This is a genomic window from Brevundimonas sp. ALps5, from assembly GCF_058681645.1.
The window spans coordinates 1,419,822-1,436,377 of the sequence record NZ_CM178744.1; the positions used below are offsets into that span (position 1 = coordinate 1,419,822).

The window sequence follows — 16,556 nt, forward strand, 5'->3', positions numbered from 1 at the left end:
AGCAGAGGCCTGAGTAGGGCGCCTCGGGAGGGGCGCCTCAGGAGACCGGTTCGAGGACCGGCGCCTTGGCCTTTTTGAGCTTGGGAGCCTTGGCGGCCTTCTTGCCGCCGCCCTCGACCGCCTTGCGGGCCAGCTTGTCGGCGCGCTTCGCCTCCTTGGCCGCCTTCTTCAGCGCCTTGGCCTCGGCCTTGGCGATATCGGGCGCCTCGTCGGCCGCATTGGCCAGATCGGCCAGCAGCTCCAGGAAGCCGTCGCGCTTGCCCTTGGGCAGCAGGGCCATGATCCGTTTGTCGGCCGCCTCGACTTTCGGGCGTGACGCTTCCAGCAGGGTCTTGCCCTCGTCCGAGAGGCGCACGGCCTTGGCCCGGGCGTCGACGGTCGAGCGCTCGCGTTCCAGCAGGCCCTTGGTGGTCATGCGCGAGACCAGATCGGCCAGGGTCGAGCGGTCGATGCCCGTCGCCCGGACGAGATCCGTCTGGGTCAGGCCCGATTTCGCCGCCACGGCCTCCATGACCGCGAACTGGCGCTGGGTCGGACCGTCGGCGCCCGCCTCCTCGGAATAGATGTCGAGCGCCAGCTGCAGCACACGGTGCATCAGATGGCTCGGCGATTCCGCGAGCGTGCCCAGACGTTTGGACGACTTGCCGGACTTGACCATGGTCGAACTTCCCCAAGCTTGGCGTGCGGCGCTCACGGCCGTCTACCGTGGACGGAGGGTTATCAGCGTGGCTTTACGGTTTGACGACATTCCAGCAGAGGGGCGCGAAGCGCCCCGCGCTATCGCTCGCGACGCGGTCGCTCGCTGCTTGAGCGCGAACGTGCGGGCTTGAACGATCACAGACCCGTATCCGGAGACGTCGGACCCGGCTCTTCGTCCTTGACCATGTGCTTCATGATGTAGGGGATCTGGATCAGGCCGAAGACGCAGGCGAGGATCCACAAGGCCACGCGGAACTGGACCCAGACGCCGTCGGGTTGGGTGCGCCAGACGATCTCGTTGACGATGGCGATGGCCGCGAAATACAGGCCGTAGCGCAGGGTCAGGACCCGCCAGGCCTCATCGGTCACCTTGATCGCGTCGCCCAGCAGATATTTGAACGGCGATTTGTTCAGCGGGAGCGAGCCCAGCAGCACGATCGCCAGCATGGCGTTCTGCACCGTCAGCTTGATCTTGATGATGCTCTCGTCGTGGAAAAAGATCGTCAGCCCGCCGAAGACCAGGGCGAAGGCGCCGGTGATCAGGGGCAGAGGGGCGAACCGCTTCTCGACCCAGTAACCGACCGCGAGCGCCACGGCCGAGGCGATGCACAGCACCCAGGTCGCCTTGATCATGTCGCGGGTGATGAAATAGGCGGCGGCGAAACACAGCAGGGCGCCGAAGTCGACGGCCTGACGGATCCACTGCGGGCGTTTGGCTTCAGGCACGGTCTGGTCGGTCATTCTCAGTCCTCAAGCCCGACCAGCGAGCGGGAAAAGGCCCGGGCGTCGAAGGGTTGCAGATCCTCGATCCCCTCGCCGACGCCGATCAGCTTCAGCGGGGCATCGGAGGCCTGGGCCACCGGGACAAGGACGCCGCCGCGCGCCGTGCCGTCCAGCTTGGTCATCACGATGCCCGAGACATAAGCCGCCCGGCCGAAGATCTGTTCCTGGGCCAGGGCGTTCCTGCCGACGGTGGCGTCCAGCACCAGAAGCGTCTCATGCGGGGCGTCCGGATCGATCTTCTTCAGCACCCGAACGATCTTGAGCAGTTCGTCCATCAGGGCCGACTTGTTCTGCAGCCGGCCGGCGGTGTCGATCAGGACGACGTCATAGTTCTCGGCCCGGGCCTTGGTGTAGGCGTCGAAGGCCAGCCCGGCTGGATCGGCGCCGTCGCGGCGGCTCTCGAAATCGGCGCCCGACCGCTCGGCCCAGACCTTGAGCTGTTCACGGGCCGCGGCGCGGAAGGTGTCGCCGGCGACGATCATGACCTTCGCGCCCTTGGCCGTCAGGTCGGCGGCTATCTTGCCCAGGGTCGTGGTCTTGCCCGATCCGTTCACCCCCACGAACAGGACGACGAACGGCTTGATCCCTTCCGAGAGCGGATCGAACACGGCCTGACGCGGCAGAAGCTCGGCGGCGACGGCCTCGGCCAGGGCCTCCTTGACCTCGCGCTCGTCCGACACCTTGCCGAAGCGGAGCGCCCGGAAACGTTCGACGATCCGGTCGGTCGCGGCCGGACCCAGATCGCTCTCCAGCAGATGCTCCTCCAGCCGGTCCAGCGCCGCCTGATCCAGCGGCTCCTTGACCAGGCCGCCGACGACCGTCTCGGTGATCTGTTTGGAGGATCGGGCCAGACCGTCCGACAGACGCTGGAACCAGCCCTTTTTCGGGGTATCGTTCATGAGAACGGCTTTAGCGGTCCCGCGCCTTCAGGTCACGGATTAACATAGCCGTAGTTGGCGGAGCCGGGACTTTGGCTCTATATGAGCATAAGATCCCGAAGGACCGCGCCTTGGCCGAACTCCACGCCTTCCATTCCAGCCGCACCCACGGCTTCGTCCGCGTCGCCGCCGCGACCCCGGTCGTGCACATCGCCGACCCGAAGGCCAATGCGGAGGAGCACATCGCCCTGATCCGGCAGGCGGGGGAGCAGGGCGTCGACCTGATCGTCTTCCCCGAACTCAGCCTCAGCGCCTACGCCATCGACGACCTGCACCTGCAGGCGGCGTTGCTTGACGAGGTCGAGCGGCAGATCCACGACCTCGCCAACGTCACCGCCGAAACGGGCGTCATCTCGGTCATTGGCGCGCCCCTGCGCAGCGGGGACCGGCTGTACAACTGCGCCATCGTGCTGGGCGAGGGGCGGGTGCTCGGCGTCGTGCCCAAGACCTATCTGCCGAATTATCGGGAGTATTACGAAAAGCGCTGGTTCAGCCCGGCCGACGATCATCTGCCCGATCTCGGCGGCGAGTGGGGCGCGTTCGGCACGCGGCTGATCTTCGCGGCCGAGAACCGACCCGGCTTCGTCTTCGGCGTCGAGGTCTGCGAGGACTACTGGGCCCCTGTGCCGCCCTCGACGCGGCAGGCGCTGGCGGGGGCCCGCATCCTGCTCAACCTGTCGGCGTCCAATGTCGTCATCGGCAAGTCGGACGACCGGGCCATGCTGTCGGCCAGCCAGTCGGCGCGGGCCATGGCGGCCTATATCTTCACCGCCTCGGGATGGGGCGAGAGCACCACCGACCTGGCCTGGGACGGTCAGGCGACGATCCATGAGCTGGGCGCGAAACTGGCCGAGGGGCCCCGGTTCGCGATGGAGTCCCATCTGACCATCGCCGACGTCGACGTCGACCGGATCGGGCTGGAGCGGCTGCGCACCGGCACCTTCGCCGACTGCGCCCGCCGCGAACTGGACGAGGATCACGCCTTCGACATGGTCCTGTTCGAGGCCCGCGAGGACGAGGCCGCCAACGCCGCCCTCCTGCGCCCCCTCGACCGCTTCCCCTTCGTGCCGGACGATCCCGCAAGGCTGGATCAGGACTGTTTCGAGGCCTTCAACATCCAGGTGCAGGGGCTGATGCGGCGCCTGAAATCGACGGGATCGAAAAAGATCGTCATCGGCGTTTCGGGCGGGCTGGACTCGACCCAGGCCCTGCTGGTCGCCTGCCGCGCCTTTGACCGGCTGGGGATGCCGAGAACGGATATCCTCGCGTATACGATGCCGGGGTTCGCGACCTCGGACGGGACGAAGTCCAACGCCTGGACCCTGATGAAGTCGCTGGGCGTCACGGGCGCCGAGCTCGACATCCGCCCGGCCGCCGAACAGATGCTCAAGGACATCGGGCACCCGTTCGCCGACGGCCAGCCGGTTCACGACATCACCTTCGAGAACGTCCAGGCGGGGCTGAGAACGGACTATCTGTTCCGGCTGGCCAACCAGAACCATGGCTTCGTCCTGGGCACCGGCGACCTGTCGGAACTGGCTCTGGGCTGGGCGACCTATGGCGTCGGCGACCATATGAGCCATTACAACGTCAACGGCGGGGTGGCGAAGACCCTGATCCGGCATTTGATCCGTTGGGTGGCGGACAAGGAGCATGACGGCGAGGCGGCGGACGTCCTGCACGCCATTCTGGCCACCGAGATCTCGCCCGAGCTGGTGCCCGCCGGCGCCGACGGCAGGATCCAGTCGACCGAGGCGACGGTCGGTCCGTATGCGCTGAACGACTTCTTCCTGTTCTACATCACCCGCTTCGGCCTGAAGCCGTCCAAGGTGGCGTATCTGGCGCATCAGGCCTGGGGCGATGCGTCCAAGGGCGACTGGCCGGCGCATCATCCGCAAGGCGATCGCGTCGAATACGACCTGGCGACGATCAAGGCCTGGCTGCGGAAATTCCTGATCCGCTTCTTCGCCACCAGCCAGTTCAAGCGCTCGGCCCTGCCGAACGGGCCCAAGGTCGTGACCGGCGGCTCGCTCAGCCCGCGCGGCGACTGGCGGGCGCCGTCGGACGGCAATGCGCGGGTCTGGCTGGACGAGCTGGACGCCAACGTTCCGGACTAGACGACCAGCGAGACCATCGACCCCGAGAGACCGGCGTCGCCCAGCGCAGTGTCGACGGCCGCCAGCGCCTTGTCGGCGTCCGCGACCTCGGGCGTGTTCGGATCGCCCTGCGCCTTCGCATCGGCTTCGGCTTTCGCCTTCATGGCCTTGAGCTCGGCCAGCAGCTGTTTGACCGTGGTGGCGAACTCGGAGTCCTGACGCGCGCTTTCCGACTTGCGGGCCTGTTCGGCGTTGGCGGCGGACTGGGCCGCCATGGCCGCGCGGTAGGGGTCCCTGGGCGCCGCGCCGGAAGCGGCATCGGAATTGGGGTCCGCTTCGGTCGTGGCGTCGGCGCCGTCGGAAGCGCCTTCCGAAGCCGTGACGGTCGGGGCGGCTGCGGTGGCGGTCGCCTCCCCGCCCGCCGCGAGGGTCGCGGTCGAGGCCACGCCGAGGTCGGACCCGGTCCCGCCGTACGATTTCACGATCGATCCCAGTTCGCGGGCCAGCTGGGCGATGATCTTGCCGGCCGCCTCGGGGTTGGCGGGCATCGACATCTTCAGCATCTGGATGCGGGCCTTGAGCTCTTCGGCCTTCTTCCTGGCGATGGCCTTGCGCTCGTCCGAGGCCCTGTCCTGACGGACGGTCATGGAGTCGACGGCGGCCTTGGCGGCGCGGATCTTCTGCTCGTCGCGGCTCGAGATCGACGGCAGGGACGCGGGACTCGCGGCGGTCGAGGAGACGATCGGGTTCATGGCGGCGGAGGGTTGGGCGATTTGCCCATCCGCACAAGAACGCCGGTGGGTGACGCGACCGCCGCCGTACGCTAACCCGAGGCCATGACCGACGCCCCGACCAAAGACTCCAACGGCAATCTGCTCGCCGACGGCGACAGCGTGACCCTGATCAAGGACCTCAAGGTCAAGGGCTCGGGCGGGGTGACGCTGAAGCGCGGCACGATGGTGAAGAACATCCGCCTGACCGACGACCCGGCCGAGATCGAGGCCAATGTCGAAAAGGTCCGCGGCCTGGTGCTGCGCACGGAGTTTGTGCGCAAGGCGTGATCTGTCCTTCTCCCCTTGCTGGAGAAGGTGGCCGAGTGAAACGAGGTCGGATGAGGGGTCGTGCCGACGTCCGAGTTCGAACCCTCACCTTACAGGCCCACATGACCCCTCATCCGTCAGCCTCCGGCTGCCACCTTCTCCCGCAAGGGGAGAAGGAAGACGTGCGTCATCGCCCTCACGCGCATCTGCGCTGAAGTGGGGAAGCGGCGGAGCACGGGCGATCCCGCCCGGGTACCGTTGACGATCAGCGTCGCCGCTGGCCGCCCCTAAAGGGAGTTTCGGCGTGGTCGCCCGTGCTCCGCTCGACCGTTTTTCGCAAGCGCCTTGGGGGAGGGAAGCTCTTCAGCCGGGAGCGGCGGGGGTCCCATTGTCCCGCCGCCTCAGGTTCACCCGGTTCGTCCCCGTTCCACAGGCTCAGCCCACGACAGGCGAAGGGCGCCGGGAGGCCCCCTCCGGACCCGGGGCTCTCCATGCCCCGGCAACCCCGCGATCGACCCCGCCGCACGTCCGGCTCCCGGGCCCGGGACGCCTTCCCCTCGCGACGGGACAGGAGTGATTATACGGGAGGTTTCGGGCGTGCTTATCCGATTGGGGCGAGAAGGGCGGAAAGCCGGGAAATCGTTGGGGTTGGGGAGGCGGATTGCGATGGCTGAGCGGCTCAGGTGCCCCTTCTTTCGTCATCCTCCGGCAAGCCGCGTCTTCGCGGCACAGACCGGTGGACCCAGCGGCGCCGAAGGCGATCTGTTCAGGCACGCTGTTTAAGAAAGGCGTTCGTGACAGTGTCCTGCTCTCGCAGGCCGCTGGGTCCCCCGGTCTCGCTTCGCTCGCCGGAGGATGACGAAAGAGAAGATCAATCGTCTTCCACCGGTGGAACCCAGCCCGGGTCGTTTACCGGATACCAGTCCGCCGCCAGGTCGGCCCATTCCGGATTGGCGTCCTCGATCAGCTTCAGCTTTCAGTCCCGAAGCCATTTCTTGAGGCGCTTTTCCCGCCGAATGGCCGTAGTGACCCAAACATACTGCTCGAACCAGACCAGACGGTCGCAGTGATGGTCAGCGGTGAAGCCGTCGAAGACCCCGGTCTTGTGCTTCCAGACCCGGGCGAAGAGGTTGGACGTCATCCCGACATAGAGCGTCCCGTTCCGCCCGCTCGCCATGATGTAGGTGGCGATGAAGGTGCGATGCGTCCCCATCCGCACAACCTATGCGCTCCCTCTGCTTTCGTCATCCTCCGACGAGCGCAGCGAGATCGGGGGACCCAGCAGCGCCGAAGGCGACCTGTTTAGGCAGGATGTTTGACGCTGGTCTCCGCAGCAGGGTCGCGCTCCCGCGCGCCGCTGGGTCCCCCGGTCTGCGCCGCGAAGCCGCGGCTTGCCGGAGGATGACGAAAGAAAATGGAGCCGCGACATGCACGGCCCCACTTCGCTGGCGCCCTAATGCACCCGCGCCTTCCCGATCTCCAGCCCGCCCTGGCCGGCTGACACCGCAATAACCGCCCCGTCCTCGAACTCGCCGGCCAGCAGCTTCTTCGCGATCGGGTCGACCAGATCCTTCTGGATCACCCGCTTTAGCGGACGCGCGCCGTAGACCGGGTCGTAGCCCTTGTCGGCGAGCCAGGCGGCGGCGGTGTCGTCCAGCGCCAGCGTCAGACGACGGTCGGCCATCAGCTGTTCGAGGCGGGACAGCTGGATGCGGACGATGCCGCCCATCTGTTCGCGGCCGAGGCGGCGGAAGAGGATGATCTCGTCGATGCGGTTGAGGAACTCCGGGCGGAAGTGGGCGCGGACGCTTTCCATGACATAGGGGCGGACGGTTTCGACGTCGTCGCCTTCCTGTTGGCCCGCGAGCGCCTCCGACCCCAGGTTGGAGGTCATGATGATCAGGGTGTTGCGGAAGTCGATGGTGCGGCCCTGCCCGTCCGTCAGGCGGCCATCGTCGAGGACCTGGAGCAGGACGTTGAAGACGTCGGGGTGGGCCTTTTCGACCTCGTCGAACAGGACGACCTGATAGGGCCGACGGCGCACGGCCTCGGTCAGGGCGCCGCCCTCGTCATAGCCGACATAGCCGGGAGGAGCCCCGATCAGGCGGCTGACCGAGTGCTTCTCCATATATTCCGACATGTCGAGCCGGGTGATGGCCGCGTCGTCGTCGAACAGGAAGGCGGCCAGGGCCTTGGTCAGCTCGGTCTTGCCGACGCCGGTGGGGCCGAGGAAGAGGAAGGAGCCCAGCGGCCGGTTCGGGTCGTTCAGGCCGGCGCGCGCGCGGCGGACGGCGTCGGAGACGGCGGTCAGGGCCTCGTCCTGACCGACGACGCGACCGCGCAGGGCGTCCTCCATCTTGAGCAGCTTCTCGCGCTCGCCCTCCAGCATCTTGTCGACCGGGACGCCGGTCCAACGGGAGACGACGGCGGCGATCTGTTCGGCGTCGACGACCTCGGGCGTGAGCGGGCCGGACTTGTCGGCTTCGTTGGCTTCGGCCTCGGCCAGCTGCTTCTCGATGGCCGGGATCTGGCCGTAGGCGATCTCGGACGCGCGGCCGAGGTCGCCGTTGCGCTGGGCCAAGGCCAGGTCGGCGCGCAAGCGGTCGAGCGTCTCGCGCAGCTGGGCGCCGGCGCCGACCTTTTCCTTCTCGGCCTTCCAGCGGCGGGTCAGGTCTTCGGATTCGACCTCGAGGTCGGAGATGTCGTCCTCGAGGGTTTCCAGACGCTGTTTCGAGGCCGCGTCGGTCTCCTTCTTCAGGGCCTCGCGCTCGATCTTCAGCTGGACCAGACGGCGGTCGATCTCGTCGAGCGCCTCAGGCTTGGAATCGACGGCCATGCGCACGCGCGACGCGGCCTCGTCGATCAGGTCGATGGCCTTGTCGGGCAGGAAGCGGTCGGTGATGTAGCGGTTCGACAGGGTGGCGGCGGCGACGATGGCGCTGTCGGAAATGCGCACCCCGTGGTGGACCTCATACTTCTCCTTGAGACCGCGCAGGATGGAGACGGTGTCCTCCACCGAGGGCTCGGCGACGAAGACCGGCTGGAAGCGACGGGCCAGGGCCGCGTCCTTCTCGACGTGCTTGCGGTATTCATCGAGGGTGGTGGCCCCGACGCAGTGCAGCTCGCCGCGCGCGAGGGCGGGCTTCAACAGGTTGGAGGCGTCCATGGCGCCGTCGCCCTTGCCGGCGCCGACCAGGGTGTGCATCTCGTCGATGAAGAGGATGATCTGACCCTCGGCGGCCGAGGTCTCGTTGAGCACGGCCTTGAGCCGCTCCTCGAACTCGCCGCGGTATTTCGCCCCGGCGATCAGGGCGCCCATGTCCAGCGACATGACCTTCTTGTCGCGTAAGGATTCGGGCACGTCGCCATTGACGATGCGCAGGGCCAGACCCTCGACGATGGCGGTCTTGCCGACGCCGGGCTCACCGATCAGGACGGGGTTGTTCTTGGTGCGGCGGGCGAGGACCTGGATAGTGCGGCGGATCTCCTCGTCGCGGCCGATGACCGGGTCGATCTTCTGGTCGCGCGCCGCCTGGGTCAGGTCGCGGGCGTAGCGTTTGAGGGCGTCATAGCCGTCCTCGGCGGCGGCGGAGTCGGCCGTCTTGCCCTTGCGGACATCGGTAATGGCGGCGTCCAGCTTGTCGGGCGTGGCGCCGACGGACTTGAGGATTTCCTTCGCCACCCCGCCTTCGCGGGCGATGGCCGAGAGCAGGCGTTCGGTGGTGACGAAGGCGTCGCCGGCCTTCTTCGAGGACTCCTCGGCCGTCGCGAAGACGCGGGCGGTGTCGCCGTCGAGATAGAGCTGGCCCGAGCCGCCGGAGACCTGGGCGCGCTTCTGCAGGGCGGTTTCGGTCGCGGTTTCGGCCTTGGCCGGGTCGCCGCCGGCGGCGGTGATCAGATTGCGGGCGAGGCCGTCACGCTCCTCCAGCAGCACCTTCAGCAGATGCTCGGGGGCGAACTGCTGGTGACGGCGCGCGAGGGCGAGAGACTGGGCCGACTGGACGGCCTGTTTGGCCCGGTCGGAATAGAGGTCGAGGTTCATTCTTGTGGGTGTCCCCTTGAGAGGCGGATTCCGAACCTCGCGTCCTCTGAAGCAAGCAACGCGCCGTCCGGTGGTCGAGATTTGGGTGTGTCGGGGTGATCACACAAGAGGGCGTGGCCAATGATGCCGCCTCAATGTTTCAGTCTTGTTACCTGTTGAACGCAAAGAGAAATATCTCGGACAGAGGGCGATTCCCGACGGCGTGACGTTTGAGCTTCATCGGACATTGCCGATCAAGAAGGAGACCTCTCATGCGCAAGACCCGCACGATCCTGGCCGCCATGGCCGCCGGCCTGATGACCCTGAGCGCCATTCCCGCGGCCGCCGCGCCGCAGTCGCACAACAACGGGCCGCAACAGCCGCAACGCGGCGCCGACCACGACAACGGACGCGGCGGCAACGAATACGGCGCCTGGAACACCGGCTGGGGCGCCCGCCCGCCGGCCCCGCCGCGCAGCTTCACCCGCCACAACGACTGGTATCGCCACGTTCGCGCCTGTTCGCAGCGCTATCGCAGCTACAATCCGGCCACTGACCGCTACACGGTGCGGCGCGGCCAGACGGCGGTCTGTCGCCTGTAATCGCTGGAGAATCCCGCCGGGGTTGCAGCCCCGGCGGGTCGAGCGGTGAAATCTCACCTGCGGTGCAACGTCGCAGGGGGCGGGGTGTTCTTGGTGAACGCCGGGCGGGTCCCGGCCATCGGAGAAACGCTTATGAGAAAACTGCTGATCGCCGCCGCCGCGGGTCTGATGACTCTCAGCGCCCTGCCTGCCGCCGCCGGAACCGTCGGCCAGGAACGCCCCTACAACTCGGGTCCGATGAACGGACCGATGAACCATGGTCCCATGAACGGGCCCAACCACGGCGCCGGCCCGGACCATATGTACGGCACCTGGGACGACCACTGGGGCTCCCGTCCGCCGGCGCCGCCGCGCGGCTGGACCCGCCACAACGACTGGTACCGCCACGTCCACGCCTGCTCGATGCGCTACCGCAGCTACAACCCGCGCACCGACATGTTCGTGGTCCGTCGCGGCGTCTTCGCCCGCTGCCGACTCTAGGCTGAGCCTTCAGGTCTGATGAGGCCCGCCGTGGAAACGCGGCGGGCCTTTTCGCGTCCGCCGCCTTGACCCCGCCCGGGCCGAAGCGTCCCTTGCCGCCTCCCGAACCGAAGGAGGCCGCCATGTCCCATCCCGTCCTGATCCCCGGCGCGGTCGCCGTCGTCACGGGGGCGGCGTCCGGCATCGGGCTGGAGGCCGCCTGTCAGTTCGCGGCGCTGGGACTGAAGGTCGCCCTGGTCGATCTGGATCCGGCCCGGCTTGAAGCAGCGGTCGAAGCGGTGAGGGCGCGGGCTCCCGGAGCCGAGACCGCGATCTTCGCCGTGGACGTGTCCGACCGGGCCGCGGTCACGGCGCTGGAAGCCGCGGTCGTCGCGCGCTTCGGCGGGGTCGATGTGCTGATGAACAATGCGGCGGTGTCCATGCCCACCGACGCCCTCGGGCCGGAAGCGAACTGGAAGACACTGCTCGACGTCAATCTGTGGGGCGTGATCCACGGCTGTCAGGCCTTCGTTCCCGGGATGATCGCGCGCGGCCGGCCCGGGCTGATCATCAACACGGGCTCGAAACAGGGGATCACCAACCCGCCCGGCAACCCGGCCTACAATGTCTCAAAGGCGGCGGTGAAGGCCTATACGGAGGCGCTGGCGCATGAGCTCAGGAACACCGGCGAGGGTCAGGTCTCGGCCCATCTGCTGATCCCCGGCTTCGTCTTCACCGGGATGACGGCGCGGGGCCGGAGCGACAAGCCGTCGGGCGCCTGGACCTCGGCCCAGACGGTCGACTTCATGATGCAGGGCCTCGCCGCCGGCGACTTCTACATCCTGTGCCCGGACGAGGACGTCGACCGGCCGCTGGACCAGAAGCGGATGCAGTGGGCCATGGGCGACCTCATCGAGAACCGCCCGGCCCTGTCACGCTGGCATCCGGATTACGCCGAAGCCTTCGCGGCCTTCATCGCGTCCTAGGTCGCGGGCAGGCCGACGCGGCGACGCCAGGCCGGGTAGTCGCGATCGATCAGATTGGCCCCGGCGCCGTCGTAATAATTATAGCCGGCGCGGCGTTCGCGATCGAGGTCGGCCAGCGCCGGCTGAAACACCGAGGTGCGGTCGATGAAGATCGGCCGGTTGGTCCCCAGCTCATAGAAGCGGGCCCAGAGGCGGGCGCCCGGGGCCGGGATCACGCGACGGTCGTTCTGACCCTCGGCATTGGTGAAGCGCTCGACGGCGATGTCGGGGATGACGGTGGATCTGAACCAGGCGACCGAGCCCTCGACGGCGGCGATGACCTCGGGCGAGGGGTTGGGAATGCCCATCAGGAAGCGGGTGATACCCACGCTCTCATAACCCGACAGCGACGGCGGCTCGAATTTGCGCGCCCACGCCGGGGCCAGGGTGACCTCGTCATGCTGGGCGCACCAGACGGTCAGCTTGCCGTCCTGCACAATCTGGGTCTTGAGGATGATGTCGATCCCGCGCGTGACGGCCTCCGCGGCCCTCGCCTTGCGGCCCGTGTCGACGAAGCCGTAGGGGCCGGCGCCGTTGGAGACGTCGCGCAGGACGTTGAGCACCCGCACCATGGCGTCATCATTGTAGGTGATGTGGGTATAGTAGCCCGTCCGCAGCGGGAAGAACTGGGGCCAGCCGCCGTTCGGGTACTGGGCCGCCAGAACCCAATCGAAGCCCTTGTCGAAGGCGGCGACATAGGCGGCGGAATTGGGCGCGCCCGCCTGAACCACCCTGGCCAGGAACTCCATCTCAAGCGTGGTCGCCTGGTTGTCGATGGTGTCGCCGAGTTCTTCGTCCACGGGCGCGGCCGGGGGCGCGCTCATGTCGGTGTTCTTGGGCCAGGAGCCATTGGCGAACTGGTAGAGCAGGACGCTGTCGGCCAGACGCCGGGCCTCGGCCGAGGCGTACCAGGCCGCGTCCTGACGCAGGACGGCGCTGCCCCAGCGGACGGGCGCGCTGTTCTGGGCGGCGACCGGTTGCGGCGCACTCGCGGCGGACGTGTTGGCGACAGCCGGGGCGCAGGCGGCCATCACGGCCAGCAGGGGCGCGGCGGCGGCAATCAAGGCGCGACCGCGAACGGTCGAGGAATACGACATAGGGGCTCCTCCCGAATGGACCTTCAGGCCCGCCCCGTTCCGTCCCGGACGGCGAGGTCTGCCCGGACGCTACACCAGCGTCGCGACACTGAAAAGACACCGGTGTCAGGACGGGGCCGAGCGCCGCCGTACTGGCGCCCGCCTGAATCGGCGCGTAGCCTCACCGTTCAGGTTTCGCTGGAGTTCTCGTCATGTCCCTTCGTCTGTCGCGCCGTCAGGCCCTGTCGTCCGCGGGCCTCGGCATGGCCGGTCTGGCGAGCCCGACCCTGGCCTGGAGCCAGACGGCGACCTCGGCGCCCGACGCCGGGGCCGCCCTGGCCGAGACCGTCGACGCCTATGTGAAACGGGCCATGGCGGCCTTCCCCGACCAGCCCGCCCTCTCCATCGCCGTGGTCAAGGACGGCCGGACGGTCCTGGCGCGCGGCTACGGCGTGCGCAAGATGGGCGAGGCGACCAGGGCCGACGAGCACACCCTGTTCGCCATCGCCTCCAACACCAAGAACGTCACCGCCGCCGCCCTGGCCATGATGGTCGACGAGAGCAAGGTGAAGTGGGACGAGCCGGTGAAGACCTACCTGCCCGACTTCGCCCTGTCGGACCCGTACATCGGCGAGCACATCACCGTTCGCGACACCCTCAGTCACCGCGCCGGCTTCGGCCTGGGCGCCGGGGATCTGCTGTTCTGGCCCAACAGCGACCGGACCCGCGACGAGGTCGTGCGTCAGGCCGCCTTTGTGCCCATCGAGGACGGGTTCCGCGCGAATTATCACTACTGCAACCTCATGTTCGTGGTCGCGGGGGCGGTGCTGGAAAAGGTCTCCGGCATGCGTTGGGAGCAGTTCATCCAGACGCGAATCTTCAGCCGCGCGGGCATGACCGAGACCGTGCCCCTGGCGACCCTGGCGGATCCGGCGAAGTCGGCCCTGCCCCACGCCCGGGTCGGGCCTCCCTTGCGGACCCATGGTCCGATGACGCAGATCGCGGACTCGATCGCCGAGGTCTGGAACTGGGATTCGGCGGCGGCGGCGGGCGGCATCTGCACCACCGCGACCGACTGGGCCAAATGGATCGCCATCCGTCTGGCCATGGGTAAGCTGCCGGACGGATCGCGGCTGTTCTCCGAAGCCTCGGCCAAGGAGATGTGGAGGCCCAACATCATCGTCTCGGGCTCGGAAGGGCCGACGGCGGCCATGCCGGGCCGGGCCATCGCCTCGACCTACGCCATGGGCCATCAGGTGCAGGACTATCGCGGTGAACGCTACATCAGCCACGGCGGCGGCTCGCCGGGCGGCATCTCGGCGACGGTGATGATCCCGGGCCGCAACGTCGGCTTCTCCATCTTCTCCAATGCCGAGGAGGGCCAGCTGCTGCGCGCCCTGCGCTCGGGCATCGCCGACATCTGCATGGAAAAGGGCGGGTCGTTCGACTGGATCGCCGACTCGGTGCGGCTGGCCGCCGAGGCCGAGCCCAAGGCGGTCAAGGCCGCCGCCGACATCGACGCCCGTCAGGCGGCGGGCACGAAGCCGTCGCTGCCGCTGGAGGCCTATGCCGGGACCTGGCGCGACCCCTGGTATGGCGACATCGTCATCGAGAAGCGCGGCGAGGGCCTGTGGATGCGCTTCACCCACACCCCGACGCTGAAGGGGCCGGTCGAACCCTATGACGGGGAAACGATGCGCACCCGCTTCCTCGACAAGCGCGAAGAGGATCTGCTGGTCACCTTCGCCCTGGAGAACGGCCGCCCGAAGACGGCGACGATGAAGGCCCTGAGCCCGGACGCCGATTTCTCGTACGACTATCAAGACCTCAGGCTGACCAAGGTCTAGGTCACCGCGTCAGTTCGAGGATTTCCAGCTTGGCCTCCTGCTTCGGCCAGGGGATGACGAGGCGCCAGCGCTGGGGGCCGAGGCGTTCGAGGACGCCGATCTGGTCGCGCTCGCGGGTCTGGCCATAGGTCGGATACGTCGTCTCGTCGCCCCAGGCCTGGGCGCCGAGGAAGACCAGCTGATTGTCCGAATGCGGATAGAGCAGGCCGCGCGAGCGCTGCGAGCCTGTGGTCTTGGTCAGGACCAGGTCGCCGCCGGGGGTCAGCTCCACCGTGCAGCGGAAGTTCGGATAGGACAGGAAGGCGGGTCCCCTTTCATCGCGCGAACCCAGCTTGATCGTGCGGCAGTGATAACTCCCGGGCGGGGGCTGGAGGCGGCCCGGCAGGGCGGCGTTGGGATCGACGAGGGGACCCAGGGCCTCGACCTGATCGGCGAACCCCTTGTCCTCGGCCTCGGCGCGGCCCAGCCGCCAGGCCTGATCCAAGCGGCCCAAGGCCGAGGCGTCGGCGGCCTTGGCCACCTGACGCCAGTCGGAGACGCCGCCCTGTTCGCCTGTCGACGGGACCCGGGTCTGTTCGGTCGGGAGCGGCGTGGGGCTGGTCGTGGGCTGACCGGCGACCGGCTCGGTCGGCGCGGGAGCCGCGGCCTCTTCTGGCGAGGGCGCCGCGCCCTGACCGCAGGCGGCGAGGGTCAGGACGGCGGCGGCGGCGGTGAGGGCTCGGACGGCCATGGGCGCTCCTTGGATCAGAGGGAGACGAACGGTCCGGGCCGGTTGGGGTTCACCGGCCCCCGGGAACGCTTCTGGGATCGAGCAGCAGACCCGAGACGGTCGCGGCCAGCAGGCGCGGGGCGAAGGGCAGGCGGGCGACCTTGCCGAGGATGTGGTCGCGGATCCACGGCAGGACAGCGCCGTCGGCCTGATAGAAGGGGGTGAAGACCATCGACAGGGCCTGATAGAGGCGCACATGCCAACGCCGGGCGGCGGCATAGGCGTCCAGCGCGTCCGACAGCTCGGCGTGGGTCTCCAGCGCGTCGGCAAGGGCCAAGGCGTCGAGCAGGCCCATATTGACCCCCTGCCCCAGCTGCGGACTGGTCGAATGGGCCGCGTCGCCGAGCACCGCCAGCCGGTCGGCGACGGGGCGGATCAGGGTGTGATGGCCATAGCGGGCCAGGGTCATGGCGTCCGGATCGACGATGGCCTCGAGCACCGGTGCGACCTCGGGCCAGAGGGACAGGATCTCGGCCTTCCACGGCGCGAGGCCGGACGCGCGCCATTGCGGATGGTCGTCGCCCTTCAGGCTCCAGAAGAAGGTGGCGAGGCGCTGGTCCGGCGCATCAGGCCGCACCCCGCAGGGCAGGACGCCGATCATCTTCGCGGCGCCGCGATAGACCTGCTCCAGCGCGCCCTCATCAAAGGCCCCGCCCGGCCAGGGGACCGTGCCCCACAGGCCTGACCAGCCCAGCTCCTGACGCCGCGCGCCCAGGGCCCTGGCGATGGGGGAGCGGGCGCCGGTGGCGTCAATGACGAGGTCGAAGGCCGGGCTGGCCCAGCCGTCGGCGCCGGTCAGACGGCCCTCCGTGGCCGAGACGATCTCCCGGCCCGTTTCGAACGCGACCCCCTCGGCCAGACAGGCGCGGTGCAGGACGTGGAACAGGGCCGCGCGGCAGACCCCGAGCGAGGGCCGCGGCGTCCTCAGGTCGCCGTAGCGGATGTCGAGGACCACCCGGCCCCGGCGCGCCTCGCGGCCGAAGATGTGGGTCAGGGGCTGGGCGTAGGCCTCCACCTCCGCCGTCAGGCCGAGCCGGTCGAGCACATGCAGGCCCGTGGGCTGGAGCATGAAGCCGGCCCCGACCGGGCGGGCTTCCTCGAACCGTTCATACACCACCACGCGCCGACCCTGACGCGCCAGCATCAGGGCGACGGCGAGACCGGTGGGCCCGGCCCCGGCGACGGCGACAGACCGGACCAC

15 protein-coding genes are annotated in these 16,556 nt (G+C 68.4%); 6 read left to right on the forward strand and 9 right to left on the reverse strand.

All coding sequences use genetic code 11. The annotated features are described in order from the left end of the window. Positions 1-37 precede the first annotated feature (37 nt). The 3 genes from ACW172_RS06825 to ftsY form a co-directional block, all read right to left on the reverse strand. Positions 38-658, reverse strand: a complete 621-nt coding sequence (locus tag ACW172_RS06825; protein ID WP_492034423.1) for a MarR family winged helix-turn-helix transcriptional regulator — start codon at positions 656-658, stop codon at positions 38-40. Positions 659-834: 176 nt separating this feature from the next. After that, complete coding sequence (locus ACW172_RS06830; RefSeq protein ID WP_492034424.1) at positions 835-1,440, reverse strand: inner membrane-spanning protein YciB; 606 nt, start codon at positions 1,438-1,440, stop codon at positions 835-837. 2 nt (positions 1,441-1,442) lie between these two features. Beyond that, positions 1,443-2,381, reverse strand: a complete 939-nt coding sequence (gene ftsY, locus ACW172_RS06835; protein WP_492034425.1) for a signal recognition particle-docking protein FtsY — start codon at positions 2,379-2,381, stop codon at positions 1,443-1,445. Between the two features lie 110 nt (positions 2,382-2,491). On the opposite strand from ftsY, the gene ACW172_RS06840 reads away from it, so the two are divergent. Then, complete coding sequence (locus ACW172_RS06840) at positions 2,492-4,537, forward strand: NAD(+) synthase (RefSeq protein WP_492034426.1); 2,046 nt, start codon at positions 2,492-2,494, stop codon at positions 4,535-4,537. Here the strand turns inward: ACW172_RS06840 and ACW172_RS06845 are convergent. Further along, entirely contained in the window at positions 4,534-5,268 is a 735-nt protein-coding gene (locus ACW172_RS06845) for a hypothetical protein (protein WP_492034427.1), read from the reverse strand. The two genes, ACW172_RS06840 and ACW172_RS06845, sit on opposite strands and share 4 nt — an antisense overlap. Before the next feature lie 84 nt (positions 5,269-5,352). On the opposite strand from ACW172_RS06845, the gene ACW172_RS06850 reads away from it, so the two are divergent. Further along, positions 5,353-5,577, forward strand: coding sequence for an alkylphosphonate utilization protein (locus ACW172_RS06850; RefSeq protein ID WP_492034428.1), 225 nt, complete (start codon positions 5,353-5,355; stop codon positions 5,575-5,577). 955 nt (positions 5,578-6,532) lie between these two features. Here the strand turns inward: ACW172_RS06850 and ACW172_RS06855 are convergent. Together ACW172_RS06855 and clpB are read right to left on the reverse strand one after the other, a co-directional pair. Next, positions 6,533-6,769, reverse strand: coding sequence for a GIY-YIG nuclease family protein (locus ACW172_RS06855; protein WP_492034429.1), 237 nt, complete (start codon positions 6,767-6,769; stop codon positions 6,533-6,535). A 240-nt stretch (positions 6,770-7,009) separates the two neighbouring features. Continuing rightward, complete coding sequence (gene clpB / locus ACW172_RS06860; RefSeq protein ID WP_492034430.1) at positions 7,010-9,598, reverse strand: ATP-dependent chaperone ClpB; 2,589 nt, start codon at positions 9,596-9,598, stop codon at positions 7,010-7,012. Between the two features lie 251 nt (positions 9,599-9,849). On the opposite strand from clpB, the gene ACW172_RS06865 reads away from it, so the two are divergent. From ACW172_RS06865 to ACW172_RS06875, 3 genes are all read left to right on the forward strand, one after another. Continuing rightward, on the forward strand, positions 9,850-10,179 hold the full coding sequence (locus ACW172_RS06865) for a BA14K family protein (protein WP_492034431.1): 330 nt from the start codon (positions 9,850-9,852) through the stop codon (positions 10,177-10,179). Positions 10,180-10,311: 132 nt separating this feature from the next. Then, complete coding sequence (locus tag ACW172_RS06870; RefSeq protein ID WP_492034432.1) at positions 10,312-10,659, forward strand: BA14K family protein; 348 nt, start codon at positions 10,312-10,314, stop codon at positions 10,657-10,659. Between the two features lie 122 nt (positions 10,660-10,781). Continuing rightward, positions 10,782-11,624, forward strand: coding sequence for an SDR family NAD(P)-dependent oxidoreductase (locus ACW172_RS06875; RefSeq protein WP_492034433.1), 843 nt, complete (start codon positions 10,782-10,784; stop codon positions 11,622-11,624). Here the strand turns inward: ACW172_RS06875 and pelA are convergent. Beyond that, positions 11,621-12,760 (reverse strand): pectate lyase, encoded by a 1,140-nt coding sequence (gene pelA, locus ACW172_RS06880; protein ID WP_492034434.1) that lies wholly within the window; start codon positions 12,758-12,760, stop codon positions 11,621-11,623. The genes ACW172_RS06875 and pelA overlap by 4 nt on opposite strands. 191 nt (positions 12,761-12,951) lie before the next feature. On the opposite strand from pelA, the gene ACW172_RS06885 reads away from it, so the two are divergent. Further along, entirely contained in the window at positions 12,952-14,586 is a 1,635-nt protein-coding gene (locus ACW172_RS06885; protein WP_492034435.1) for a serine hydrolase, read from the forward strand. Position 14,587: 1 nt separating this feature from the next. Here ACW172_RS06885 and ACW172_RS06890 read toward each other — a convergent pair whose 3' ends face one another. Continuing rightward, the gene (locus tag ACW172_RS06890; protein WP_492034436.1) at positions 14,588-15,316 is read right to left on the reverse strand and encodes a DUF4893 domain-containing protein; all 729 of its coding nucleotides are present in this window, start codon (positions 15,314-15,316) and stop codon (positions 14,588-14,590) included. 49 nt (positions 15,317-15,365) lie between these two features. After that, complete coding sequence (locus tag ACW172_RS06895; protein ID WP_492034437.1) at positions 15,366-16,556, reverse strand: FAD-dependent oxidoreductase; 1,191 nt, start codon at positions 16,554-16,556, stop codon at positions 15,366-15,368.